This window comes from Neobittarella massiliensis (ex Bilen et al. 2018) (assembly GCF_014269355.1).
Lineage (GTDB): Bacteria > Bacillota > Clostridia > Oscillospirales > Ruminococcaceae > Neobittarella > Neobittarella massiliensis.
Genome location: NZ_JACOGI010000001.1, coordinates 60,822 through 82,212, shown reverse-complemented (window position 1 = coordinate 82,212; position 21,391 = coordinate 60,822). Strand labels below are relative to the sequence as shown.

Below are 21,391 nucleotides of genomic sequence, written 5' to 3'. Positions count from 1 at the left end.
TCTTACTGTTTCACGCTGCCGGCGATCTCAGACTCGCGGATGACAGTCATCACACGGGCGATATCGCGCTTTACAGCTTTGATCCGCATGGGATTTTCAAGCTGATTGATAGCGTGCTGGAAGCGCAGGTTGAAAAGTTCAGCTTTGAGGTCTATCAGCTTGGCGCTCAGTTCTTCCGCCGTGAGTTCGCGAATCTCTAAAGCCTTCATTAGTTTTCACCCTCCAATTCTTCCTTTTTTACAAACTTGCACTTGATAGGCAGTTTGTGGGCAGCCAGACGCATGGCCTCACGGGCCACCGACTCGCTCACGCCCGCGATCTCGAACAGAACGCGGCCGGGTTTTACGACAGCCACCCAGTACTCGGGAGAACCTTTACCGGAGCCCATGCGGGTCTCAGCGGGTTTCTCAGTGATGGGCTTGTCGGGGAAAATCTTGATCCAGACCTGGCCACCACGCTTGGTGTAACGGGTCATGGCGATACGGGCAGCCTCGATCTGATTGGAAGTGATCCAGGCCGGTTCCAGGGCAACCAGGCCGTACTCGCCGTAGGTCACCTTATTGCCGCGGGTAGCTTTACCGGTCATGCGACCTCTGTGGACGCGGCGGTATTTTACACGTTTTGGCAAAAGCATTACCTGTTGCCTCCTTCCCTCCGGGGTCTTCTGGCGGGTGCGGCCTCGTGCAGCACTTCGCCTCTGTACAGCCATACTTTTACGCCGATCTTGCCATAGGTGGTGTTGGCCTCGGCAAAGCCGTAATCGATGTCAGCGCGCAGGGTCTGCAGGGGAATGGTCCCCTCGTGGTACTGCTCGGTGCGGGCAATATCCGCACCGCCCAGACGGCCGGAGACCTGGGTCTTGATACCTTTGGCACCCAGTCTCATGGCACGGCCCATAGCCATCTTCATGGCGCGGCGGAAAGAAATACGCCGCTCCAGCTGGCTGGCAATGCTCTCGGCTACCAGCTGCGCGTTCACGTCGGGCTGTTTGACCTCGATGATGTTGATGTTCACCGGCTTGCCGATGAGCTTCTCGATATTCTTTCTCAGCTTCTCGATCTCGCTGCCGCCTTTGCCGATGACCATGCCCGGCTTCGCGCAGTGGATGTGGATGCGCACTTTGTTGGCGTTTCTCTCGATCTCGATGCGGGGAACCCCAGCGCCGTAAATCTCTTTTTTGATGAACTTACGGAGCTTGTAGTCTTCTACAAGGATATCGCCGAAAGCGTTATCCTTAGCAAACCAACGGGAGTCCCAGTCTTTGATAATGCCCACTCTAAGGCCGTGGGGATTTACTTTCTGGCCCATAGTTTACCTCCTCTTTCAGCTTATTCCTTTTCCTTCAGGACCATGGTTACGTGCGATGTCCGTTTCAGGACGCGGAATGCTCTTCCCTGAGCTCTCGGGCGGATCCGCTTCATGATCGGGCCCGGGCAGACAAAGCACTCTGCGACATACAGGTTGTCTTTGTCCATGTTGTGGTTGTTCTCAGCATTGGCCATGGCCGACTTCAGGAGCTTCTGGAGGGGCTCGCTAGCAGCCTTGGGAGTAGCCTTGAGTATCGCCATCGCCTTGGCAGCCGGCTGGTTTCTGATCAGATCCAAAACGATCTGTACCTTTCTGGGCGCAATGCGCAGATGGCGCAGGTAAGCTTTCGCTTCCATTGTTTTTCCTCCTTTCGACCCTAACCTCTGTTGGATGTTTTAGAACCGGCATGGCCCTTGAAGGTTCTGGTGGGTGCGAACTCACCCAGTTTGTGACCTACCATGTCCTCGGTGACGTATACAGGCACGTGTTTGCGGCCGTCATATACTGCAAACGTATGGCCTACGAAATCTGGGAAGATAGTGGAGGATCTGCTCCAGGTTTTTAAGACTTTCTTTTCGCCAGCCTCGTTCATTGCCTCTACTCTCTTCAGCAAAACCGGCTGTACGAAGGGGCCTTTCTTTATGCTTCTGCCCATATTCTAATTGCCTCCTTTCAAAACCGCTATTTGCTGCCAGCGCGTTTGACGATGAACTTGTCCGAACGGTTGTGTTTTTTGCGGGTCTTGTAGCCCAGAGCAGGTTTGCCCCAAGGGGTGACAGGACCGCTGCGGCCGATGGGGCTCTTGCCCTCGCCGCCGCCGTGGGGATGGTCGACCGGGTTCATGACCGAGCCGCGCACAGTGGGTCTGAATCCCAGGTGGCGTTTTCTGCCGGCTTTACCCAGGTTTACATTCTCGTGATCGATGTTCGAGACCTGGCCGACGGTGGCCATGCAGCCGATGGGCACGTTGCGCAGCTCACCGGACGGCAGACGGATCAGGGCGTACTTGCCCTCTTTGGCCATCAGCTGGGCCACGTTGCCAGCCGAGCGGACCAGCTGGGCGCCTTTGCCGGGATACAGCTCGATGTTGTGGATCATGGTGCCCTGCGGGATGTTCTGCATGGGCAGCGCGTTGCCGGGTTTGATATCGGCATCGGGGCCGCTCATCACCTTGTCGCCGACCTTCAGGCCGTTGGGGGCGATGATGTATCTCTTCTCGCCATCGGTATACTCTACCAGAGCGATGAAAGCCGAGCGGTTGGGATCGTACTCCAGAGTTTTAACGGTGGCCTCTACGCCGGCCTTATCTCTCTTGAAGTCGATGATGCGGTACTTTCTGCGGTTGCCGCCGCCGCGGTGGCGGACGGTGATGCGGCCGTAACTGTTGCGGCCGGCACTCTTTTTCAGGGGCGCCAGCAGGCTCTTTTCCGGGCCGTTTTTAGACAGCTCAGCGTAGTCGGTGACGCTCATGCCGCGACGGCCGGGGGTCGTCGGGTTATATTTCTTAATCGCCATTGGGTGTTCACTCTCCTATTGTTGGCTTTGCGGGGGCCGTGTGCACCCCCATACTTTGCCTCACCGCCGCAAACACAGGCGGTACTAGGCAGGGCAGGTTTTACATCATGCTCTCGAAGAACTCGATCCCCTTAGAATCCTCGGTCAGGGTGACGATGGCTTTCTTCCAGTCAGGAGTGTAACCGCTGGTGCGGCCCATTCTCTTCTCGTGACCTTTAACGTTCATGGTGTTGACCTTCGCGACCTTTACGCCGAAGAGCTCTTCTACGGCTTTGCCGATCTCGATCTTACCTGCATCCTTGGCAACTTTGAAGGTGTACTTTTTCAGCTGCATACCTTCCATGCTGGCCTCGGTGATGATGGGCTTCAAGATGATGTCCTGTGCCATCTTCATTATGCATACACCTCCTCGAGTTTCGCCACGGCATCCGCTGCGATGATGAACTTGTCGCAGTTCAGGATGTCGTACACGTTCAGGGTGTTGACCAAAGAGGTCTTGACCCCGGGGATGTTGCCGGCGCTCTTGATGACTTTCTGGTCGGCCTCAGGCATGACGATCATTGCCTTTTTGCCGGCGCCCAGAGCACCCAGCATCTCGACGACCGCCTTGGTCTTGTAGCCGTCCAGTGCGATGTTGTCTACTACGATCAGCTCGCCTTCCAGCACTTTGGTCGACAGAGCCGATTTGAGGGCCAGTCTCTTGACCTTTTTATTGAGGGAGTAGCTGTAGTCGCGCGGTTTGGGGCCAAAGACGATGCCGCCGTGCGTCCACTGGGGCGCGCGGATGGAGCCCTGTCTGGCGTGGCCGGTACCCTTCTGTCTCCAGGGCTTGCGGCCGCCACCGCGAACTTCGGTGCGGGTCAGGGTCGAGTGGGTGCCCTGACGCTGGTTGGCCAGGTAGTTGACCACTGCCTCGTGCATCACGACCTGGTTGGGCTCGATGCCGAAGATCTCGTCGCTCAGTGCGATCTCAGATACCTCTTTGCCGGTCATGTCTAGTACTTTAACCTTAGGCATTTGCTTCTCCTCCTTCCGTTAAGCTTTCACGCTGTTGGTGATGGTGACTACGCCGCCTTTGGGGCCGGGCACCGCACCTTTGAGCGCGATGAGATTGTTCTCTACGTCGATCTTCACGATCTCCAGGTTCTGCACACTCACGCTCTCAGCGCCCATGTGACCGGGCAGCTTTTTGCCCTTGAACACGCGGGAGGGAGAGGAGGTGGAGCCGTTGGAGCCGGCGTGGCGGTGGACCGGGCCGGTACCGTGAGACTCTTTCAGGCGGTGGTTGCCGTAGCGCTTGATGGTGCCGGCATAGCCCTTACCTTTGCTGGTGCCGTGCACGTCTACGTGGTCGCCCACAGCAAAGGTGTCCGCCTTGATGATAGCGCCGACTTCCATTTCGGCTGCGCCTGCGAGCCGAAACTCTTTCAGGTGCTTTTTGGGCGCTACGTCGGCTTTGTCGAAGTGGCCTTTGGCGGGCTTGCTGGTGCTCTTCACACTGGCCTCGCCATAGCCTACCTGCACAGCGTCATAACCGTCGTTGTCGGCGGTCTTTTTCTGTACCACTACGCAGGGGCCGGCCTCCACGATGGTCACCGGGATGATCTTGCCCTCTTCGTCGAAAAGCTGGGTCATACCGAGCTTTTTGCCGATGATTGCTTTTTCCATGTTCTTTTCCTCCTTCGGTTATTGGTTGGCTCTCGCCAACATGACCTCTCTGCCCTGGGGATATCGGCCGAGCTTACAGCTTGATCTCGATGTCCACACCGGCGGGGAGCTGCAGGCTCATCAGGCTCTCTACGGTCTTGTTCGAGGGCCGCAGAATGTCGATGAGCCGCTTGTGCGTCCGTCTCTCAAACTGCTCGCGGCTGTCTTTGTATTTATGCACAGCGCGCAGGATGGTGACGACCTCTTTTTTGGTGGGCAGGGGGATGGGACCAGAGACCCGGGCGCCGGTGCGCTTAGCGGTCTCAATGATCTTCTCGGCCGATTTGTCTACCAAGTTGTGATCGTACCCTTTGAGTCTGATGCGGATTTTCTCTTTGACTGCCATTTAAATCGCCTCCTAAGACATTTGTTTTTTGGGGCGGTTCTTAAAAACTAAACACTGAGCCGGGTGTTTCAAATTGGCCCATAAAAAAACGAATAAACTCGACTACGCAAGTTTATCCGGGAAGGTCAGAAAGACCCGTTTTCGGCGACAGAGCACAGAATTACCCCTGTACTACTACGTCGCCGTGTTCAGTATTTACTGTCGCCCGGTTTAAAATCGGACATACTCCACGGAAAAACCCATGCCAGGGGCATGGCAACCTCCCGCTTCATCGCATATCTGTGCAGTCACGCTCTATTATAATACACGATACTCGTCCTCATTGCAAGACTTTTTTCAGCTTTTTTGAAGATTTTTCAAGTCGATTTTCGTATAGATGCACAATCTTTAGCAGGTGATATTTTCCACCATTTTTTAACAGAATACGGCCTGTATGTATCCCCCAGCCTACAGTCGCCCCTATATAAATAAGGAAGGAACTCGCCGCCTGTTAAGAGCAGACCTATTTTTAACTGGATCTGGCGGGGGTGTTGCCAAGGACCGGTTTTTCCCTGCTGCGGTCGAATATCAGACAGGATAAAGCACTTTCAGCAAACAGCTGACCAAAAATACTGGCACAAGTCTTAGCAGATGTAGGACAGACAAAAAGTGGGGCGCCAAACGGCGCCCCACTGGAAAACGAACTGCAAGCTTAGATGTTTGCCTCGATGTATTTGACGATATCGCCCACCGCTTTGATGTTCTCTACTTCCTCATCGGGGATCTCGATGTCGAACTCCTCCTCCAGAGACATCACCAGGTCCACTACGTCCAGAGAGTCGGCGCCCAGGTCGTCGATGATGTTCGACTCCATGGTAACGGTGTCTTCCTCAATGTCCAGCTGGTCGCACAGGATGGTCTTAACCTTCTCAAATACCATTTTTCGTTTCCTCCAGTATCCGAATTTTAATAAATTTTTTATGATGGTCAAAGGCCGGACTAGCGATCCTTTGACTGCCTAAACAATATATACCCGTTTTACCCGCACCTGTCAATGCCTATTTCTATATTTTTCAAAAAATTCTTGGTTTCCACCGCCGGCTCTGTGGTTTTTGGCCGATCAAAGCGCTATCTATGGCATCGGGTCCAGCCGGCGGCGCTATTCGACAAGCTTTGTCGAGGTGTGCTATAATGGCCACAGTGTGGGGTGCCAAAAAGCTGCAGCCCCACTCATGCAAATCAGTATGCGCCGGAGGTCTGAGTCTATGCAACATTTTGGCCTTTTGGGAGAAAAACTCCCCCACTCACTGTCTCCCCAGATACACAGCCGTCTGTTTGCCCTATCTGGTGTACAGGATGCCGATTATCAGCTGATCGAGATACCCCTCGATGCCTTTGATGACCGCATCGATAAGCTGCTCCAGCAGTACGATGGACTCAACGTCACTATTCCCTATAAGCGGATGATCTTACCGCACCTGCGCCAGATATCGCCCGCCGCCAGCCGTTACGGTGCCGTCAACACCATTGACTGCCGAACACTGGCCGGCCACAACACCGATGTGGTGGGCTTTTTGCAGTCGATAGCTGCACTGGGCAGCGACCTTAAGGGAGATATTTTGCTGCTGGGCGCTGGGGGGGCTGGGCGGATGATGGCCCTAGAGGCAGCCGACAGCTGCAACAGCCTGACTGTAGCAGTGCGCGACCCCGCCAGCGACAATGCCCGGGCACTGGCCGATGATCTGGCAGCCATCGGCGCCCGCTGGCAGATGGTATCTTTTGGCGAGATCGACGGCCAGTTTTCGCTTCTGCTTAACGCCACCCCGGTGGGGATGTACCCGCACTCTGAGGGTTGCCCGGTATCTGAGCAGGTCATTTCCCGCTGTGGGGCTGTTTTCGATTGTATCTACAACCCGCGTCAAACACTGCTGTTGCGCCGTGCCCGGGCGATGGGCATTCAGGCGCTGGGCGGTATGCACATGTTGGTGCTGCAGGCGGCAGCGGCCCAGCACATCTGGCTGGGAACTGATTTTGACCCCGCTGCGCTGGCTGCTATAACGGCAGAGATGGAGGATGGGCTACATGGTTGACGGTATCGCCCTGATCGGCTTTATGGGCTGCGGCAAATCTACGGTGGGCAAAGAGCTTGCCCGGCGTTTAAATTATCACTTTATAGACCTGGACACAGCTATCGAGCACGGGGAGCAGATGCATATCCCGCAGATATTTGCCCAGTTTTCAGAGCAGTACTTTCGCGATTTGGAACACCAATACCTGACAGAGCAGAGACCTCACCGAGTGGTGCTCTCCTGCGGGGGGGGGCTACCCATCTTTGCGCGCAACGCTCAGCTGCTGCAAGAGAACTGGTGTACCGTGTTTTTAGACTGTTCTTTTGAGGCCTGCTATCGCCGCATCTGTCATTCCACTCGGCCGCTGGTGCAAAACAGCACCCCCGACCAGCTGCGCGCACTGTACGACAGCCGCCGTCCGCTATACGAAAACTGCTGCAGCCTGCAGATAGCGGCTGACTCCTCACCTTTTGCTGTGGCCGGAGACATCATCAAGCAGCTGCGCCTGCACCGCCATTAAAAAGTGATGCCTGTGTTACCTCCCCCGATATCGAGGGCGTATCCGTACATGCAAAAAACTTATCAAAGAGCCGCCCGGCACCGATCGCCGAGCGGCTCTTCTGTTGTTCTTTATATGCAGGTCTTTATGTTTTGGTGTCGATACCGCTATTTTCCCTCGTAAAAGTCAAACATCTGACGGTACAGCTCGGTAATGCGGTCGGTGTCTACCTTTAGTGCCACCTCGCAGTTAAATGGCTTGCGAGTGGTCATATTCCAGTCGACCATGGTCCAGCCATAGGTCAGGGGTCCGGTGGTCTCGACCATCACATAGTATTTTTGGCACTGCAGCAGGTCCTCGTCGATCATACCGGCCATAGTCACCGCATCGGGCAGACCGGGCACGTAGTTCTCTACGTCTTTGGGCGGCTTGATGCCCCGGTGCTGGCGGTACAGTTCGGTCTGAGTGGGGTCAAAGGCCATCATCTCGCGCAGCTTTGAGATCACCAGCCCCGGCTTTTGCAGTCCCTGATGCCACACCTGCTTATCACATTGGCCCTGTCGAGTGCAGTCGAGCCCCACCATGCGCAGTTCTACACCGCTATTAAATACAATATCAGCTGCCAATACATCTTCCCAAATGTTGAACTCACCGTAGGGGGAGTGGTTGCCGGTAGTGGTAGAGCCGCCCATGATATGCAGCTTTTTGATGAGGCGCACCACCTCGGGGTACTTTCTGAACAGGATAGCGATGTTAGTCAGCGGGCCGATGGCCGCCACCTCCAGCTGGCCGGGAAACTTGCAGGCCTCGTCGTAAATGATATCCCAGGCCGGGCGCTCGTCAAAGGGGCGATCGGATTCGGGCAGTTCCACCCCGCCGATACCGTCGACGCCGTGGATGTAATCGGCGGTGTCGATCTCGTGCATCAGCGGCTTTTGGGCGCCTCTGCCGATGGGACAGTCGAGGCCGATCATGGCGGCGATATTCTTGGCGTTGCGGGCGGTATATTGGGGCAGTACATTGCCGCCCAGAGTAGTGATGGCACGAATGTCGAACTGACCGCAGCTATTGGCCAGCAGGATGGCGACAAAATCGTCGATGCCCGGGTCGCAATCTATAATAAGTGGTCTTTTCTCCAGCATGTTCTCGTTCCTTTCCGGCCTCAGCCCAGTTTTACCAGCGCGTCGCACAGCTTATCGATAAAGTCGTTGCGGTCCAGATCAAAAGCCACATCCACATTGGGCTGTTTGCCGGGAACCGAGTCGACCATGTCGGTAACAGTGCAGCCGCGGGTGTACTCACCGAAAATGTCGACCTCCACATAGTACTTGTGGGTCTCTACCTTTTCGGGGTACAGCAGCGCGTAGATAGCCACCGGATCGTGCAGGGCGTTCTCCATCATGCCCATGCGCTGAAAAGCCAGACAGTAGTAATCCATCAGCTCAGCGGCAAATCTGCCGGCTCGGGTACCCAGATCGCGAAAGCGCTGGATGTCCGACGGGCCGACAAAGGCGTGCTCAGTCACGTCCAGCCCGCACATGGTTATGGGCACGCCCGAGGAGAATACGATGCGCGCCGCCTCGGGGTCGTGCCAGATATTAAACTCAGCGGCCGGGGTGACGTTGCCGTGCAGTGCGCCGCCGCCCATCAGCGAAATGCGCTCGATCTTACCGATGAGCTCGGGGTAGGCGATCATGAAATCGGCAATGTTGGTCAGGGGGCCCAGCGGTGCCAGCAGCACCTTCTCGTCACTCTCACGCAGTGTTTTGGCAATAAACTCGATGGCCCGCATATCGCGCACCTTCGACGTGGCCGGCGGCAGTATGGGGCCCGCTAAGCCCGAGGCACCGTGGCACATGACCGCCGGCTTGTTATAGCCCCGCATCGGGGTAGCGGCGCCGGCGTATACCGGGATATCGAGTTCCAGGTAATCCAGCGTTTTCAAAATATTGTCCACCGCTTTGGGCAGCGGGCAGTTGCCATTGACACAGGTGATGCCTTTGAGATCGAAACGGCCGCTGGCATAAGCTAGCATAATGGCCATTACGTCGTCATGCCCGGGATCACCGTCGATGATGAGTGGTCTTCTGTCCATTTTTTCCATCCTCTTCCTCTCTTCTCTCACTGCGCCCCGGCCCAGGGGCCGAGCATATACGTGTACAGCCAAAACACTGCCGCCCGGGGCGCCCGGGCGGCAGCCGGTCTGTGCGCATTTAAACAGTTACTTGCTGTAGTGGGCAAACATCTTCTGCATGACCGCCTTAAAGCCGGCGCGGTCTACCGACACCGCTACCTCGCAGTTGCGCGAATGTCCACTGCGGTTTTGCCAGTCGATAATGGTGCGCCCACGGCTGGGACCCTCGGCTGTTTCTACACAGACGTACCGCCGCTCAAATTTGGCAATAGAGGGGTCTACTACGCAGGCTACCGTCATGCAGTCGCACAGCAGCGGCGACGGGTCATCGGATCGGGCGGTAATGCGGTCCATGATCCCCTCCCCGCGCTCGGTCTTGTGGCGCAATATCTCACGGGTGATCTCGCTGATGTGATTTTTTTCGGTGAACAGGTCTTCCCAGTCGCTGCTGGTGAGCTTGGCCCGAAAGATGGTCTCGAGCCCCACCATGGCCATGGGGATATCTGACCGAAAGACGATATCGGAAGCCAGCGGGTCGGCCCACACATTGTACTCGCCGTAGGCGCAGGAATTGCCGTACACCCGGCTTCCGCCCATGATGGTTATCTTTTTGATGTAGCGGGGCGCATCGGGGTACTTGGTGAGCAGTATTCCCAGGTTGGTCAGCGGGCCCATGGCGATGATCTCTAATTCGCCGGCAGCCTTAACTGCCTCGTCGTAGATCACATCCCAGGCGTGGCGGCCATCCTCTGCCTGGGGCGAGCGCTCTAGCACTACCGTGCCCAGACCGGTAGCCCCGTGGGCGCCAACCGATATCTTGGGCTCTACCATCATGGGGCGCGCCGCGCCGCGGGCCACGATGGTATCTAGTCCCACCACGTGACACAGGTCCAGTGCATTGCGGGTGGTGAGATCGATATCCACATTGCCCGCCACCGAGGTGATCGCCCGAATGTCGAAGGCGTCGCAGGAGGCAGCCAGAAAGATGGCTACTGCGTCGTCGATGCCGGGGTCGCAGTCGATGATAAACGGTCTTTTATCCATAACGTTCCCCTCCTCAGCCCAAATTGGCGATGCAGTGCTTAAACATCTGCACGAATTTGTCACGGTCACCGTCGAATACGACCTCTGCCTTCACCGAGTCGTCGCCCAGGTCGCGGCTGATGGCAAACACCTGAGTACACCCGCGCGACAGGCTGCTGCCGGCATCTACCTCCACGTGCAGGCTGCGGGTATAAAACATCTCGGGGTCCAGCAGCCAGCAGACCGCCACCGCGTCGTGGGGGATGACATTGTGCACCCCGCCTTCGCCGTGGTACATCTTATAGTAGTCAAACAGTTCGGCGGCCAGGCGGCCGACACGGCCCAGCGCACGGATCTCCTCCACCTCCGGCTCGGTGATATACAGCCGGTGGGTCACGTCCAGCCCGCACATGGTGATGGGCACCCCTGAGGCAAAGACGATGCGCGCCGCCTCGGGGTCGTGCCAGATATTGAATTCTGCAACCGGGGTGACATTCCCCCCCTCGGCACTGCCGCCCATGATACAGATGCGCTTGATGTCACCTTTGAGTTCGGGGTAGGCCAGCAGCAGGGTGGCGATATTAGTCAGCGGGCCCACTGCCACGATGGTCAGCTCACCGCCGGCTTCTCTGATCTGCTGGGCCAAAAAATCGATGGCGTTTACTTTGGCCAGCTGCTTTTTGGGCAGTGGCAGATGGGGGCCCTCCATTCCGCTGGCACCGTGCACCGATACCGCCGGGTGGCACTCCTGCGCCAGCGGCTTGGGACAACCGGCCACTACCGGTATATCCAGTCCCAAAAACTCGGTCAATTTCAGTGCGTTTTGACTCACCTTGTCGAGCAGATTGTTGCCCGGCACACAGGTGATGCCCCGCAGATCGAACCGCTCGCTGCCCACAGCCATGAACAGGGCCACCGCGTCGTCGTGGCCGGGGTCACAGTCAAAGACGATCGGCATCTTTTGCATACTGTTTACCTCCGTTTCGCACACTGCATCTGGCATGGTGTATGCGCCCGACCGGCAGTGCACGGCGGCGCGCCACTTTTAAAGGTACAGCGCCAGCAGGGCGCCGTCCCATGGATATGCGGCACTTTTATTTCCTATCAATTTGATTATACTGTCTGCCCCGGCACCGGCACAAGCGGCAAAACTTCTTTTCAGCGTTTGCACGGTTTGCAGAGTGCAAATTTGTATCTTTTGGCAATAAAAAAGCCCTTATTGGGCCCTTAGCTGTTCTTGCAATCGCTTGCATAATTTTCAGCAACACATAATACTAATTGTAATATTTTATTTATATATAACAAGATCCCGGACCTTTCTAGCAAGTCCAGGATCTCTGTTCTATTCAGGTGACATCGATCGGCAAACTGGCGCAAGCATTTTGCGCCAAGCTGGCGGTGTTGCCGGCACAGTACTCGTAGTACCCCTGGGCGCCGATCATGGCTCCGTTGTCGCCGCACAGTGCCAGCGGCGGCAGGTACAGCGCGTAGCCCAGCTCGCCGCAGCGGCGCTCCAGCTGGCCCCGCAGGCCCGAGTTGGCACTTACCCCGCCGGCCACAGCGATGGTGCGGTAACCGAGATCGCGGGCAGCCAGCAGCAGCTTGTCGCACAATATAGTGGCCACCTTATTTTGAAAGCTGGCGCACAGGTCCTCTACCGGCAGCTGTTGCCCCTTTTGCGTGGCGTTGTGTACCAGGTTGATGACTGCCGTTTTGAGGCCAGAAAAGCTGAAGTCGTACGGGGTATCGAGCCGGGGCGTGGGAAAGGCGAAAGCCGTGGGGTCGCCGCTCTGAGCGGCGCGGTCGAGCTGCACCCCGCCGGGATAGGAAAAGCCCATGGTACGGGCGGCCTTATCAAATGCTTCGCCAGCGGCATCATCCCGGGTGCGGCCAACGACCCGAAAACTGGTGTAATCGAGCGCCTCGATAATGTGGCTGTGCCCGCCGGAGGCCACCAGGCATAAAAAAGGTGGCTTTAGGTCGGGGTGAGCTATGTAGTTGGCGGCGATGTGGCCGCGCAGGTGGTGTACCGGCACCAGCGGGATGCCGCTCGCGTAAGAGAGGCCCTTGGCAAAATTGAGCCCTACCAGCAGGCAGCCGATGAGCCCCGGCGCATAGGTCACGCCGATAGCATCGATATCGCCGAGACCGGCTCCGGCTTCGGACAACGCCTGCTCGTAGATCTGGCTGATGGCCTCAGCGTGGCGGCGAGAGGCGATCTCGGGCACCACGCCGCCGTACAGCCGGTGCTCCTCGATCTGCGAGGCGACGATATTCGCGTGCACAATGCGCCCGTCCTCCACTACCGCGCAGGCAGTTTCGTCGCAGGACGACTCTATTCCCAATACCAGCATGCAGTATCCCCCTATATCTCTATCTCGCCGCCTACAGCGGTTCGCTCGCTCCTGTCTTGTGTGGGCCGCGGCGGCTGCCACAACATCACCAGCGCGTCGTCGATCGGGGCGCGGTAAAAGCCCCGGCGGCGCCCGACCGGAATAAACCCCTGATCCCGGTACAGCGCGATAGCTGCCCGGTTTTGAGCGCGCACCTCCAGCCCCATAGCGGTACAGTCACGGCGCAGCGCCTCTTTTTGTGCTGCCTGCAGTAAGGCCCGGCCCACGCCCCGGCGGCGGGCCGCGGGGCTCACCGCCAGGCTGAGCAGCTCGCCGTCACCGCATACCACTCGGCACAAAATATGCCCCACTACCGTACCGCCACCAGCACAAGCGACCAAAAACAGCTGTTGTTGATCGCACAGAGCATTCGCCAGCTGCTGTTTACTCCAGGCCTCAGCCGGCAGCGCCGCACACTCGATAGCGGCGATCTCCCCCAGCTGCTCGGCCACTGCCGGGGCTATTGTCACTGACATCGGCCGATCCGCAGCTGCTGTAGGGCAGCAGCGATCTCGTCGCGGCAGCGGCGATAGGTGTCTAAGTCGCCGCCATAGGGGTCGCTGATACCCGCCGGTGCGCCCAACACGTGTATTTTCTGGCGGGTGGCCGCGTCCACCATTTGCTCCAGCAGCTGGGCGTGCTGAGGGGTCATCACGCAGATGGCGTCGGCCTCCTCGACCATGTACAGCGAGAGCGGCCGGGCCCTGAACCCGCTGGCATCGATGCCCCGCTCAGCCAACACCTGGCGGGCCCCCTCACTGATGGGATCGCCGGCAAAAGCCGAGAGACCGGCACTCTGGCAGCTGTCGCCCGGGTCGGCGTACAGCTGCTCATACAGCAGCTGGGCCATAGGGCTGCGGCAGGTGTTCCCGGTACACACAAACAGTATCTTCATGGTCTCCTCTTCTCAAAAACTTCCGGGGCGCAAACTGTCGCTCACCCCTTAGCAATATACCAATTTTTTCCCACATGGGCGTCTACCACCAGCGGCACCTGCAGATCAGCAGCGCCCTGCATCTCCTGGGCTACCAGCGCGGCTACCTGGTCGGCAATATCCTCTCTGGCCTCGACGATGAGCTCGTCGTGCACCTGCAAAATGAGCTTGGCGTCGAGTTTTTCACGAGCCAGACGGTCATATACCCGGCACATAGCGATCTTGATGATATCGGCGGCGGTGCCCTGGATAGGGCTGTTCATGGCCATGCGTTTGCCCAGTGCCTGTATGATCCGGTTTTTGCTCTGCAGTTCAGGCAGGTAGCGGCGGCGGCCAAACAGCGTGCTCACATAGCCGCACTCGGTGGCCTCGGCCACCGTTTTCTCCATAAAATCGTGTACTCCATGGTAGGTGTTCAGATAGCCCTTGATATAGGAGTCGGCCTCGGGCACCGACACGTCGATATCCTGCGCCAGCGAGTAGGCACCGATACCGTACACGATACCGAAGTTGACCGCCTTGGCCCGGCGGCGCATCTCGGGTGTCACAAAATCGAGCTGCATGCCGAACACCTGCGAGGCGGTGGTGGTGTGGATATCCATCCCCTCGGTAAAGGCCTCGATCATCTTTTCGTCGCCGGCCATGTGGGCCAGCACCCGCAGCTCGATCTGGGAGTAGTCGGCGTCGACCAGCGTATACCCCTCTTTGGCCACAAAGAACTTGCGCAGCTCACTGCCCAGGGCGGTACGCACCGGGATATTTTGCATGTTGGGTTCGGTGGAGGAGATGCGGCCGGTGCGGGTCTCGGTCTGTTTAAAATTGGTATGGATGCGCCCGTCGTCGGCCACCACCTTGAGCAGGCCGTCGACGTAGGTGGATTTCAGCTTGGAGTAGCTGCGAAAATCCAGAATATCGCGCACCACCGGGTGCTTATCTACCAGACTGTTGAGCACGTCCACGTTGGTGGAGTAGCCGGTCTTGGTCTTTTTTCCGTGGGGCAGGCCCAAGTCTTCAAACAGCGCCACCCCCAGCTGTTTGGGGCTGTTGATGTTGAATTCGCGGCCCACCACCTGCCAGATATTTTGCTGTACTTCACTTATGCGGGCGTCGAGCACCTGACCGTAGGCGGCGGTACTGGCGGTATCGATCTCAAAGCCCTCTTTTTCCATATCGGCCAGCACCGCCGCCAGTGGCAGCTCGATCTCGTCCATCAGCTGCCGCTGACCCAGTTCTTCCAGCCGCTGGGCCAACTTGTCGCAAAGCGGCTGAAAACCGGCGATGAGCTGGGCGCCGGGCAGGTCCTCCGGCAGCGCCATGACCGGCTGTATCTCGTACTCGCCCAACAGGTTCTGCGGATCGTAGCTGCTGGCGGTGGGATTGAGCAGATAGGCGGCCAGCATACAGTCGAACTGCACGCCCGCCAAATCGCCGCACAGGTGATACAGCGCCTTGCTGTCAAACACCCGCTTGGGGACCGACTGGTCGGCCAGCACCGGACCCAGTTGGTCCACATCCTGACAGAGCTGCACTTGTCGGCCCCATATAGCCGCCCACCGGTCCTCTACCGGCACCAAGTAGAGAGGCTCGTCCGCCTGCTGCAGCGTTTCTACCACCTCGCCGGCGGGCAGCACCGGCGCTTCTGTGTCCGCTGCCGCCGGGGCCGCACCGGGGACCAGCCCCAACTTGGCGATAAAGGTCTGCATCTCCAGTTTGGAAAAGGTGTGAAACAGCCAATCCTCATCGACCACCTCCACCCGGTAGTGGGATAGTTCGGGATCGATATCCACCTCGGTATAGATCTCGGCCAGCTCCCGCGACAGGTAGGCGATATCGCGGTCTTTTTGCAATTTGGCGCGCACGCCGGGCTTGATGGCCTTATCTTCCAGGTGCTCGTACACCCCGTCCAGGCTGCCGAACTGGCCGATGAGGGCCAGTGCCGTTTTTTCACCGATACCGGCTACGCCGGGTATATTGTCGGAGCTGTCGCCCATGAGGGCCTTGACATCGATGAGCTGGCGGGGCTCGACGCCGTATTTTTGACGGATATCGTCGGGGGTGACGATATCGGACTTGTTGGTGGCCGACATGCGCACGAAAACATGGTCGGTGATGAGCTGATAGGAGTCGCGGTCGCCGGTGGCCAGCACGCAGTCGGCCCCCTGCTGCTGGCACAGCCGGCCAAAGGTGCCCAGGATATCGTCGGCCTCGTAGCCCTCGCGCTCCAGCAGCGTATAGCCCATTTTCTGCAGGATCTCTTTGAGTACCGGCAGTTGGGCAGCCAGCTCTTCAGGCATGCCTTTGCGGGTCCCCTTATAGCCGTCGTACCGCCGGTGGCGAAAAGTGGGCGCCGGCAGGTCGAAGGCGATAGCCACCCCATCGGGTTGCTGTTCCTCCTGGATCTTAAACAGGATGTTTAAAAAGCCGTATATGGCGTTGGTGTAGGTGCCGTCTTTGGTGGTGAGCAGCTTGATACCGTAAAAGGCGCGGTTGAGAATGCTGTTGCCGTCGATGCAGACATATTTCATAGGTCGTTGTTACCTCACTGTATGGAAATGGTCTTTGCCGCCGGGCCAGGGCCATCCTCCTGTACGCGCCGGCAGGTCTGCCGCGGCCAAAAGAGCCGAGAGCAGAAATGCACATATATGTTTTAGTATAGCACAAAATCGCCTGTGTTTGTAAAAAGCACGGCATTTTGTTAAAATGAGATACGCAAAACAAATCGCAGACCGATGAGAGAGGACTACAACATGCAGATAGCAGACAAAATGATACCCGGGCACACCGTTTTAGCCCCTATGGCCGGGGTGGGCGACAGCGCCTTTCGCGCGCTGTGCCGCTCGTACGGGTGCTCGCTGGTGGTCAGCGAGATGATCAGCGCCAAAGCCCTGACTTTGGGGGACAAAAAGAGCCGTGATCTGCTGTTTCGGCGAGATATCGAGCGTCCCTTCTCCATCCAGCTATTCGGCGACGACCCGGCGATCATGGCCGCGGCAGCGGAGATGGTCATGGACTACGGCCCCGACTTTATCGATATCAATATGGGCTGCCCGGCCCCCAAGATCACCCAAAACGGCTGTGGCAGCCGGCTGATGCTGCGCCCCGAGCGGGCCTTTGCGGTGGTGGCGGCAGTGGTGGCGGCGGTGGACGTGCCGGTGACGGTAAAGATGCGCAAGGGATGGGACGAGAGTTCGGTCAACGCGGTGGAGATGGCCCTGGGCTGCCAACAGGCCGGGGCGGCGGCTATTACCGTGCACGGCAAGACCCGCGAGCAGATGTACGCTCCGCAGGTAGACCTGGATATCATCCGCGCAGTCAAAGAGGCGGTGGCGGTACCGGTGATCGGCAACGGCGACATCGCCACCCCCGAGGATGCCCGGCGGATGCTGGATGAGACCGGCTGCGACGCGGTGATGGTGGGGCGGGCGGCGCTGGGCCACCCCTGGCTGTTTGGACAGATAGAGTCGTACCTGCAGAGCGGCCGGTACGAACCGGCACCAGCTATGCCCCAGCGCATGGAGGTGCTCCAGCGCCACGCGCGCATGTGCATAGAGGAAAAAGGCGAGCGCCGGGCCATGCTGCTGATGCGCACCCATGCCGCCTGGTATATAAAAGGAGTGCGCGGGGCGGCCAAGCTGCGGGCCATGACCGGCAGTTTATCTACCTTTGAGGACCTGGAGGCGCTGTGCGCCACGGTATGTGATGAATCGTGAGACAAAATGAGCCGAGCGGCAGCGGTGAAGGCTGGGCGGATCTTTAAGGTCATTTTTAACAGATAGAAAATGAGGCGGGCCGCGGGGCGGCCCGTTTTTCTGTGGTCAAAAATTGTTAATAAACTGTAAAAACGGCCCTGTTTACAACTGTTGGTACCTTTTTAAGGGCCGGCTGGCCAAAACACTGCATACCGGCGCGTATCCGGGCTGACTGATAAAAAGTGGGTGGGAAATGTTCGTGGGTCAAAAGGGCTGAACGCAGGGGGATAGCAAGTAAACTATGCGGCGGCTATAAGGAGTTGTGCGCGCAATATTTGTGCCGTATACTTGAGCACATTTTTCACTTTAAGGCAGAAGCGGTGCGGCTGCTGGGTGAGATCACAGTTCCTGCAGGTCGTCGAGAGAGAGGTAGTAGCCGGGGAGGAACAGCTCGCAGAACAGGTCGACTTCGGGCAGGTCCATCTGCCTGAGGGCCTGCAGCTGGGCGCGGCGGGCGCTCTCGAACTCGCTGCTGCCGCTCTTTTGCTCCTCGATACACTTACACAGCGCCGAGAGCTTGTCGGCGGCTTTGCACAGCGCCAGCACCTCCTGCTGGCCCCGGCCCAGCAGGTAGGGGGCAAAAGCCGGCTGCAGATCGGCGGGCAGCTGGGAGAGCAGCCGGGCGGCGGAGAGCTCCTCGAGCTGCTTATAGGCGCTGCTGAGGGCGGGGTCGTGGTACTTGACGGGGGTGGGCAGGTCGCCGGTGAGCACCTCTGGCGCGTCGTGGTAGAGGGCGTAGAGCACCAGCTGGCCCAGGTCGACGCTGCCGCCAAAGCGGGTGTTGCGCAGTACCCCCAGGCAGTGGGCGATGATGGCGGTATCGAGGGTGTGTTCGCTGAGATTTTCGGGGCGGCTATTTTTCATGAGCCCCCAGCGCTGGATGTAGCGCATGCGCCACAGCTGGCCGTAGAACGGAAAACTCTTCACGGTTTTTCCTCCCTTTTCTGGCTATCTTTCCAAATTACCGGCGGTCAGGTACCAAAATCTGCTGATTTTTTGTATAGTAGTAGGTATACACTGACTTTATGCGCAGACTGCCGGCGCCTTTGGCGGCCGGCCGACAGGCTCTGCCCGGGCGCTGTGGCCGGGGCGGGCGCTGCGTACCGATAGTTTTATTTTACCACCGACCGGCCGGGACCACTACCCGGCCAGCCGGCGGTGGGCAAAAAAATTTTGGGGAGACTGTGACCATGCAACCATTCACCAGCTACCTGACCGACCGGGAGGACACCGGTAAAAACCGCTATCTGGCGGCATTTTTGCTCGCCTGTCTGGTAGCGGCGGCCATTTTTATCCCGTTTATGATCCAGGACCAGGGGTACTTTTTTTATTTTGGCGACTACAATGTGCAGGACATCCCGTTTTACCAGCATGCCCACGAGATGATCCGCTCGGGAAACTGGAACTGGGATTTCGGCACCGACCTGGGGGCCAACTTTATCGGCTCGTACAGCTTTTACATGCTGGGCAGCCCCTTTTTTTGGCTGATGCTGCCGTTTCCCAACTGGATGATCCCCTACCTGATGGGGCCGATGTTCATTTTAAAATTTGGGGTGTGCGGGCTGACCGCCTACTGCTACATAGCGCGGTTTTTGCGCAACAAAAATTTTGCCCTGCTGGGCAGCCTGCTGTACGCCTTTTCGGGCTTTACGGTGTACAACGTATTCTTTAACCACTTTGTGGACGTGGTGGCGCTGTTTCCGCTGCTGCTCATTGGGCTGGAGATGTACGTGGTGGACGGCAAAAAGGGCTTTTTTGCGGTGGCGGTGGCCATCAACATGATGGTCAACTACTTTTTCTTTGTGGGACAGGCCGTGTTTTTACTCATCTACTTTTTGTGCCGGCTTCCGTCCCCCCACTTCTGCATAAAAAAACGGGTGTTTTTTGGGCTGGCTTTCGAGACAGTACTGGGCTGCCTGGGCGGGATGATCATCTTTTTGCCGGGCATTTTGGCCATTACCGGCAACCCGCGGGTGGATAACTTTTTATATGGGCACGACCTGCTGTTTTACGCCGACACCCAGCGCTACGGGGGGATCTTGTCGTCGCTGTTTTTTATGCCGGAGGTGCCTTCCCGCCCCAACTTCTTCCCCCAGGAGTGGGCCAAGTGGTCGTCGCTCTCGGCGTGGCTGCCGCTGTTTTCGGTGACCGGGGTGCTGGCCTTTTTTGGCAACACCGGCAAGAACTTCGTCAAGCGGGTGCTGTCTGTCTGCCTGGTGATGGCGCTGGTGCCGGTGCTCAATAGCGCCTTTTACGCCTTTAACAGCTCCTACTACGCGCGCTGGTTCTACATGCCGGTTCTGCTGATGGCGCTGGCCTCGGTCAAGGTGCTGGAGGACCGGGGGGCCAGCTACCGGCGGCCTATTTTGATCACCGCAGTGGGGGTGGGCTTTTTCACCCTGATCGGGCTGGTGCCCACCCAGGACGGCGACAAGGTGAAGATCGGCGCCGAGGCCATGCCCGACCGCTTTTTTATGTGGGTGTTGGTATCGGTGATCAGCCTGCTGCTGTTTTACCTGCTCATCTACCACCTGCGGCCGCGGGGGATGTTTTTCAGGCCGGCGCTGGCACTCTTGTGCGCGGTGGCGGTGGGGTACAGCCTGATCCACTACGCCTGCGGGCGCAGCCACTCGTACGGGCTGGCCTACATGAAAGACACCGCCCTGGGCGGCAGAGAGGCGGTGGCCATACAGCCCGACCCGGAAAATGGCGACTTTTTCCGCAGCGACTACTATGCGGCCATGGACAATTTGGGCATGTTCTGGAACACCCCCACCATCCAGTGCTTTCACACGGTGGTGCCGACTTCGGTGATCGAGTTTTACGAGTACCTGGACATCACCCGGGACGTGCACTCGTCGCCGCCGGTGGAGCAGTACGCGCTGCGGCCACTGCTGTCGGTAAAATACCTCTACGACGATCAGACTTTTGCCCAGTCGACGCCGCTGTCGGTGCCCACCGGCTTTTCGCTGTATGAGGACAGGGGCGATTTTCGCATCTACCAAAACGACCTGTACCTGCCCATGGGCTTTGCCTATGACACCTATTTGACCCGGCAGCAGTGCGACGTGCTGGACACCTCGCAGCGGGCCAGAGCCATGCTGCAGGCCATTGTGCTGGAGACCGAGGGCGTGGAGCCCAACGCCCACCTGATGGAGAACGTGGCCGACCCGCTGACCATGAAGCTGTACCGCCAGAATATGGCCGAGGACTGCCAGAAATTGCAGGACCAGGCGGCGGTGGATTTTCGCACCACCAAAGACGGTTTTCTCTCGCACACCGACTATGACAGCGAGAAGCTGGTGTTTTACTCGGTTCCTTACGACGAGGGCTTTACCGCCTATGTAAACGGCAAAGAGGTGCCTATCTACCGGGCCAATGTGGGTTTTATGGCGGTGCAGGTGCCGGCCGGGCAGGCGGAGATAGAGTTTCGCTACCGGGCGCCGGGGCTGGCGGTGGGCGAGGTGTGCCTGGTGGCCTTTGCGGCCATCTATTTGGGGTACATCGCCTACATCGTGCTGCAAAAGCGGCGGCAGAGAGCCTGCGACCAGGCGCAGCAGTGAGCGGATAGAAAAGAGAGACCGGCACCGGGCCGGTCTCTCTTTTTGCGGCGCGGCCTGCAGGGCGCGCCCCGTGGCACGAGGTATATACGGAAAAAGTGAGACTTTCTAACAGCCGCCACTTTATGGTATAGTGGAGGGAGAAAACACGTGCGCGCCGGCCGGAACCACCGAG

The 21,391-nt window shown here is 58.1% G+C and carries 24 protein-coding genes; 4 read left to right on the top strand and 20 right to left on the bottom strand.

Translation table 11 applies throughout. The features are described 5' to 3' along the window. Positions 1-2: 2 nt before the first annotated feature. The 11 genes from rpmC to acpP all read right to left on the bottom strand — a co-directional run bounded on the left by rpmC (position 3) and on the right by acpP (position 5,795). On the bottom strand, positions 3-209 hold the full coding sequence (rpmC, locus tag H8K20_RS00390; RefSeq protein ID WP_105203191.1) for a 50S ribosomal protein L29: 207 nt from the start codon (positions 207-209) through the stop codon (positions 3-5). Next, complete coding sequence (rplP, locus tag H8K20_RS00385; RefSeq protein ID WP_105203190.1) at positions 209-634, bottom strand: 50S ribosomal protein L16; 426 nt, start codon at positions 632-634, stop codon at positions 209-211. Before rplP ends, rpmC begins: the two co-directional genes overlap by 1 nt. Beyond that, positions 634-1,308 carry a 30S ribosomal protein S3 gene (gene rpsC / locus H8K20_RS00380; RefSeq protein ID WP_105203189.1) on the bottom strand — a complete coding sequence of 225 codons (675 nt, stop codon included), beginning with the start codon at positions 1,306-1,308 and terminating at the stop codon, positions 634-636. Before rpsC ends, rplP begins: the two co-directional genes overlap by 1 nt. A 20-nt stretch (positions 1,309-1,328) precedes the next feature. Beyond that, positions 1,329-1,664: a 50S ribosomal protein L22 gene (gene rplV, locus H8K20_RS00375; protein WP_105203188.1), complete on the bottom strand. Its 336-nt coding sequence runs from the start codon at positions 1,662-1,664 to the stop codon at positions 1,329-1,331. A gap of 20 nt (positions 1,665-1,684) precedes the next feature. Next, positions 1,685-1,963, bottom strand: a complete 279-nt coding sequence (gene rpsS / locus H8K20_RS00370; RefSeq protein ID WP_105203187.1) for a 30S ribosomal protein S19 — start codon at positions 1,961-1,963, stop codon at positions 1,685-1,687. A gap of 26 nt (positions 1,964-1,989) precedes the next feature. Continuing rightward, on the bottom strand, positions 1,990-2,823 hold the full coding sequence (rplB, locus tag H8K20_RS00365; protein WP_105203186.1) for a 50S ribosomal protein L2: 834 nt from the start codon (positions 2,821-2,823) through the stop codon (positions 1,990-1,992). Between the two features lie 100 nt (positions 2,824-2,923). After that, positions 2,924-3,217 carry a 50S ribosomal protein L23 gene (gene rplW, locus H8K20_RS00360; RefSeq protein ID WP_105203185.1) on the bottom strand — a complete coding sequence of 98 codons (294 nt, stop codon included), beginning with the start codon at positions 3,215-3,217 and terminating at the stop codon, positions 2,924-2,926. Beyond that, the gene (rplD, locus tag H8K20_RS00355; RefSeq protein ID WP_105203184.1) at positions 3,217-3,840 is read right to left on the bottom strand and encodes a 50S ribosomal protein L4; all 624 of its coding nucleotides are present in this window, start codon (positions 3,838-3,840) and stop codon (positions 3,217-3,219) included. The genes rplW and rplD overlap by 1 nt, the downstream gene beginning before the upstream one ends. Before the next feature lie 18 nt (positions 3,841-3,858). Continuing rightward, complete coding sequence (gene rplC, locus H8K20_RS00350; RefSeq protein WP_105203183.1) at positions 3,859-4,491, bottom strand: 50S ribosomal protein L3; 633 nt, start codon at positions 4,489-4,491, stop codon at positions 3,859-3,861. A gap of 73 nt (positions 4,492-4,564) precedes the next feature. Then, complete coding sequence (gene rpsJ / locus H8K20_RS00345; protein ID WP_105203182.1) at positions 4,565-4,876, bottom strand: 30S ribosomal protein S10; 312 nt, start codon at positions 4,874-4,876, stop codon at positions 4,565-4,567. Positions 4,877-5,567: 691 nt separating this feature from the next. Continuing rightward, positions 5,568-5,795 (bottom strand): acyl carrier protein, encoded by a 228-nt coding sequence (gene acpP, locus H8K20_RS00340; RefSeq protein WP_105203181.1) that lies wholly within the window; start codon positions 5,793-5,795, stop codon positions 5,568-5,570. A 325-nt stretch (positions 5,796-6,120) separates the two neighbouring features. Here acpP and H8K20_RS00335 point away from each other — a divergent pair, with 325 nt between their 5' ends. Together H8K20_RS00335 and H8K20_RS00330 are read left to right on the top strand one after the other, a co-directional pair. Continuing rightward, positions 6,121-6,945, top strand: coding sequence for a shikimate dehydrogenase family protein (locus H8K20_RS00335; protein WP_186487115.1), 825 nt, complete (start codon positions 6,121-6,123; stop codon positions 6,943-6,945). Then, entirely contained in the window at positions 6,938-7,444 is a 507-nt protein-coding gene (locus tag H8K20_RS00330) for a shikimate kinase (RefSeq protein ID WP_186487113.1), read from the top strand. The genes H8K20_RS00335 and H8K20_RS00330 overlap by 8 nt, the downstream gene beginning before the upstream one ends. 146 nt (positions 7,445-7,590) lie before the next feature. Here H8K20_RS00330 and H8K20_RS00325 read toward each other — a convergent pair whose 3' ends face one another. The 8 genes from H8K20_RS00325 to polA all read right to left on the bottom strand — a co-directional run bounded on the left by H8K20_RS00325 (position 7,591) and on the right by polA (position 16,432). Continuing rightward, a complete protein-coding gene (locus H8K20_RS00325) occupies positions 7,591-8,565 on the bottom strand; it encodes a nucleoside hydrolase (protein ID WP_186487112.1) in 975 nt (324 codons plus the stop codon). Between the two features lie 20 nt (positions 8,566-8,585). Next, on the bottom strand, positions 8,586-9,518 hold the full coding sequence (locus H8K20_RS00320) for a nucleoside hydrolase (RefSeq protein ID WP_186487110.1): 933 nt from the start codon (positions 9,516-9,518) through the stop codon (positions 8,586-8,588). A 126-nt stretch (positions 9,519-9,644) separates the two neighbouring features. Further along, a complete protein-coding gene (locus H8K20_RS00315) occupies positions 9,645-10,601 on the bottom strand; it encodes a nucleoside hydrolase (RefSeq protein ID WP_186487108.1) in 957 nt (318 codons plus the stop codon). Positions 10,602-10,614: 13 nt separating this feature from the next. Then, positions 10,615-11,547 (bottom strand): nucleoside hydrolase, encoded by a 933-nt coding sequence (locus H8K20_RS00310; protein WP_186487106.1) that lies wholly within the window; start codon positions 11,545-11,547, stop codon positions 10,615-10,617. Positions 11,548-11,926: 379 nt separating this feature from the next. Continuing rightward, positions 11,927-12,934, bottom strand: coding sequence for a tRNA (adenosine(37)-N6)-threonylcarbamoyltransferase complex transferase subunit TsaD (gene tsaD / locus H8K20_RS00305; RefSeq protein ID WP_186487104.1), 1,008 nt, complete (start codon positions 12,932-12,934; stop codon positions 11,927-11,929). A gap of 11 nt (positions 12,935-12,945) precedes the next feature. Next, positions 12,946-13,449 carry a ribosomal protein S18-alanine N-acetyltransferase gene (gene rimI, locus H8K20_RS00300; RefSeq protein ID WP_186487102.1) on the bottom strand — a complete coding sequence of 168 codons (504 nt, stop codon included), beginning with the start codon at positions 13,447-13,449 and terminating at the stop codon, positions 12,946-12,948. After that, entirely contained in the window at positions 13,440-13,868 is a 429-nt protein-coding gene (locus tag H8K20_RS00295; RefSeq protein WP_186487100.1) for a low molecular weight protein arginine phosphatase, read from the bottom strand. Before H8K20_RS00295 ends, rimI begins: the two co-directional genes overlap by 10 nt. A 41-nt stretch (positions 13,869-13,909) precedes the next feature. Then, positions 13,910-16,432 carry a DNA polymerase I gene (polA, locus tag H8K20_RS00290; protein WP_186487098.1) on the bottom strand — a complete coding sequence of 841 codons (2,523 nt, stop codon included), beginning with the start codon at positions 16,430-16,432 and terminating at the stop codon, positions 13,910-13,912. Between the two features lie 222 nt (positions 16,433-16,654). Here polA and dusB point away from each other — a divergent pair, with 222 nt between their 5' ends. Next, positions 16,655-17,617 (top strand): tRNA dihydrouridine synthase DusB, encoded by a 963-nt coding sequence (gene dusB, locus H8K20_RS00285; RefSeq protein ID WP_186487096.1) that lies wholly within the window; start codon positions 16,655-16,657, stop codon positions 17,615-17,617. 378 nt (positions 17,618-17,995) lie between these two features. Here dusB and yfbR read toward each other — a convergent pair whose 3' ends face one another. Then, positions 17,996-18,583, bottom strand: a complete 588-nt coding sequence (gene yfbR, locus H8K20_RS00280) for a 5'-deoxynucleotidase (protein ID WP_243562417.1) — start codon at positions 18,581-18,583, stop codon at positions 17,996-17,998. Positions 18,584-18,846: 263 nt separating this feature from the next. Between yfbR and H8K20_RS00275 the strand changes: the two genes are divergently transcribed. Next, the gene (locus tag H8K20_RS00275; RefSeq protein WP_186487094.1) at positions 18,847-21,219 is read left to right on the top strand and encodes a YfhO family protein; all 2,373 of its coding nucleotides are present in this window, start codon (positions 18,847-18,849) and stop codon (positions 21,217-21,219) included. The last annotated feature ends 172 nt before the right edge of the window (positions 21,220-21,391 follow it).

What these genes read in the sequence shown, in the direction of transcription:
- rimI (WP_186487102.1), bottom strand. Translation starts at nt 13,449, where the DNA reads ATGTCAGTGACAATAGCCCCGGCAGTGGCCGAGCAGCTGGGGGAGATC.
- rpsS (WP_105203187.1), bottom strand. Translation starts at nt 1,963, where the DNA reads ATGGGCAGAAGCATAAAGAAAGGCCCCTTCGTACAGCCGGTTTTGCTG.
- H8K20_RS00325 (WP_186487112.1), bottom strand. Translation starts at nt 8,565, where the DNA reads ATGCTGGAGAAAAGACCACTTATTATAGATTGCGACCCGGGCATCGAC.
- rplC (WP_105203183.1), bottom strand. Translation starts at nt 4,491, where the DNA reads ATGGAAAAAGCAATCATCGGCAAAAAGCTCGGTATGACCCAGCTTTTC.
- H8K20_RS00295 (WP_186487100.1), bottom strand. Translation starts at nt 13,868, where the DNA reads ATGAAGATACTGTTTGTGTGTACCGGGAACACCTGCCGCAGCCCTATG.
- rplB (WP_105203186.1), bottom strand. Translation starts at nt 2,823, where the DNA reads ATGGCGATTAAGAAATATAACCCGACGACCCCCGGCCGTCGCGGCATG.
- tsaD (WP_186487104.1), bottom strand. Translation starts at nt 12,934, where the DNA reads ATGCTGGTATTGGGAATAGAGTCGTCCTGCGACGAAACTGCCTGCGCG.
- rpsC (WP_105203189.1), bottom strand. Translation starts at nt 1,308, where the DNA reads ATGGGCCAGAAAGTAAATCCCCACGGCCTTAGAGTGGGCATTATCAAA.
- rpmC (WP_105203191.1), bottom strand. Translation starts at nt 209, where the DNA reads ATGAAGGCTTTAGAGATTCGCGAACTCACGGCGGAAGAACTGAGCGCC.
- rplP (WP_105203190.1), bottom strand. Translation starts at nt 634, where the DNA reads ATGCTTTTGCCAAAACGTGTAAAATACCGCCGCGTCCACAGAGGTCGC.
- rplV (WP_105203188.1), bottom strand. Translation starts at nt 1,664, where the DNA reads ATGGAAGCGAAAGCTTACCTGCGCCATCTGCGCATTGCGCCCAGAAAG.
- H8K20_RS00310 (WP_186487106.1), bottom strand. Translation starts at nt 11,547, where the DNA reads ATGCAAAAGATGCCGATCGTCTTTGACTGTGACCCCGGCCACGACGAC.
- acpP (WP_105203181.1), bottom strand. Translation starts at nt 5,795, where the DNA reads ATGGTATTTGAGAAGGTTAAGACCATCCTGTGCGACCAGCTGGACATT.
- polA (WP_186487098.1), bottom strand. Translation starts at nt 16,432, where the DNA reads ATGAAATATGTCTGCATCGACGGCAACAGCATTCTCAACCGCGCCTTT.
- dusB (WP_186487096.1), top strand. Translation starts at nt 16,655, where the DNA reads ATGCAGATAGCAGACAAAATGATACCCGGGCACACCGTTTTAGCCCCT.
- rpsJ (WP_105203182.1), bottom strand. Translation starts at nt 4,876, where the DNA reads ATGGCAGTCAAAGAGAAAATCCGCATCAGACTCAAAGGGTACGATCAC.
- rplD (WP_105203184.1), bottom strand. Translation starts at nt 3,840, where the DNA reads ATGCCTAAGGTTAAAGTACTAGACATGACCGGCAAAGAGGTATCTGAG.
- H8K20_RS00320 (WP_186487110.1), bottom strand. Translation starts at nt 9,518, where the DNA reads ATGGACAGAAGACCACTCATCATCGACGGTGATCCCGGGCATGACGAC.
- H8K20_RS00315 (WP_186487108.1), bottom strand. Translation starts at nt 10,601, where the DNA reads ATGGATAAAAGACCGTTTATCATCGACTGCGACCCCGGCATCGACGAC.
- rplW (WP_105203185.1), bottom strand. Translation starts at nt 3,217, where the DNA reads ATGAAGATGGCACAGGACATCATCTTGAAGCCCATCATCACCGAGGCC.
- H8K20_RS00335 (WP_186487115.1), top strand. Translation starts at nt 6,121, where the DNA reads ATGCAACATTTTGGCCTTTTGGGAGAAAAACTCCCCCACTCACTGTCT.
- H8K20_RS00330 (WP_186487113.1), top strand. Translation starts at nt 6,938, where the DNA reads ATGGTTGACGGTATCGCCCTGATCGGCTTTATGGGCTGCGGCAAATCT.
- H8K20_RS00275 (WP_186487094.1), top strand. Translation starts at nt 18,847, where the DNA reads ATGCAACCATTCACCAGCTACCTGACCGACCGGGAGGACACCGGTAAA.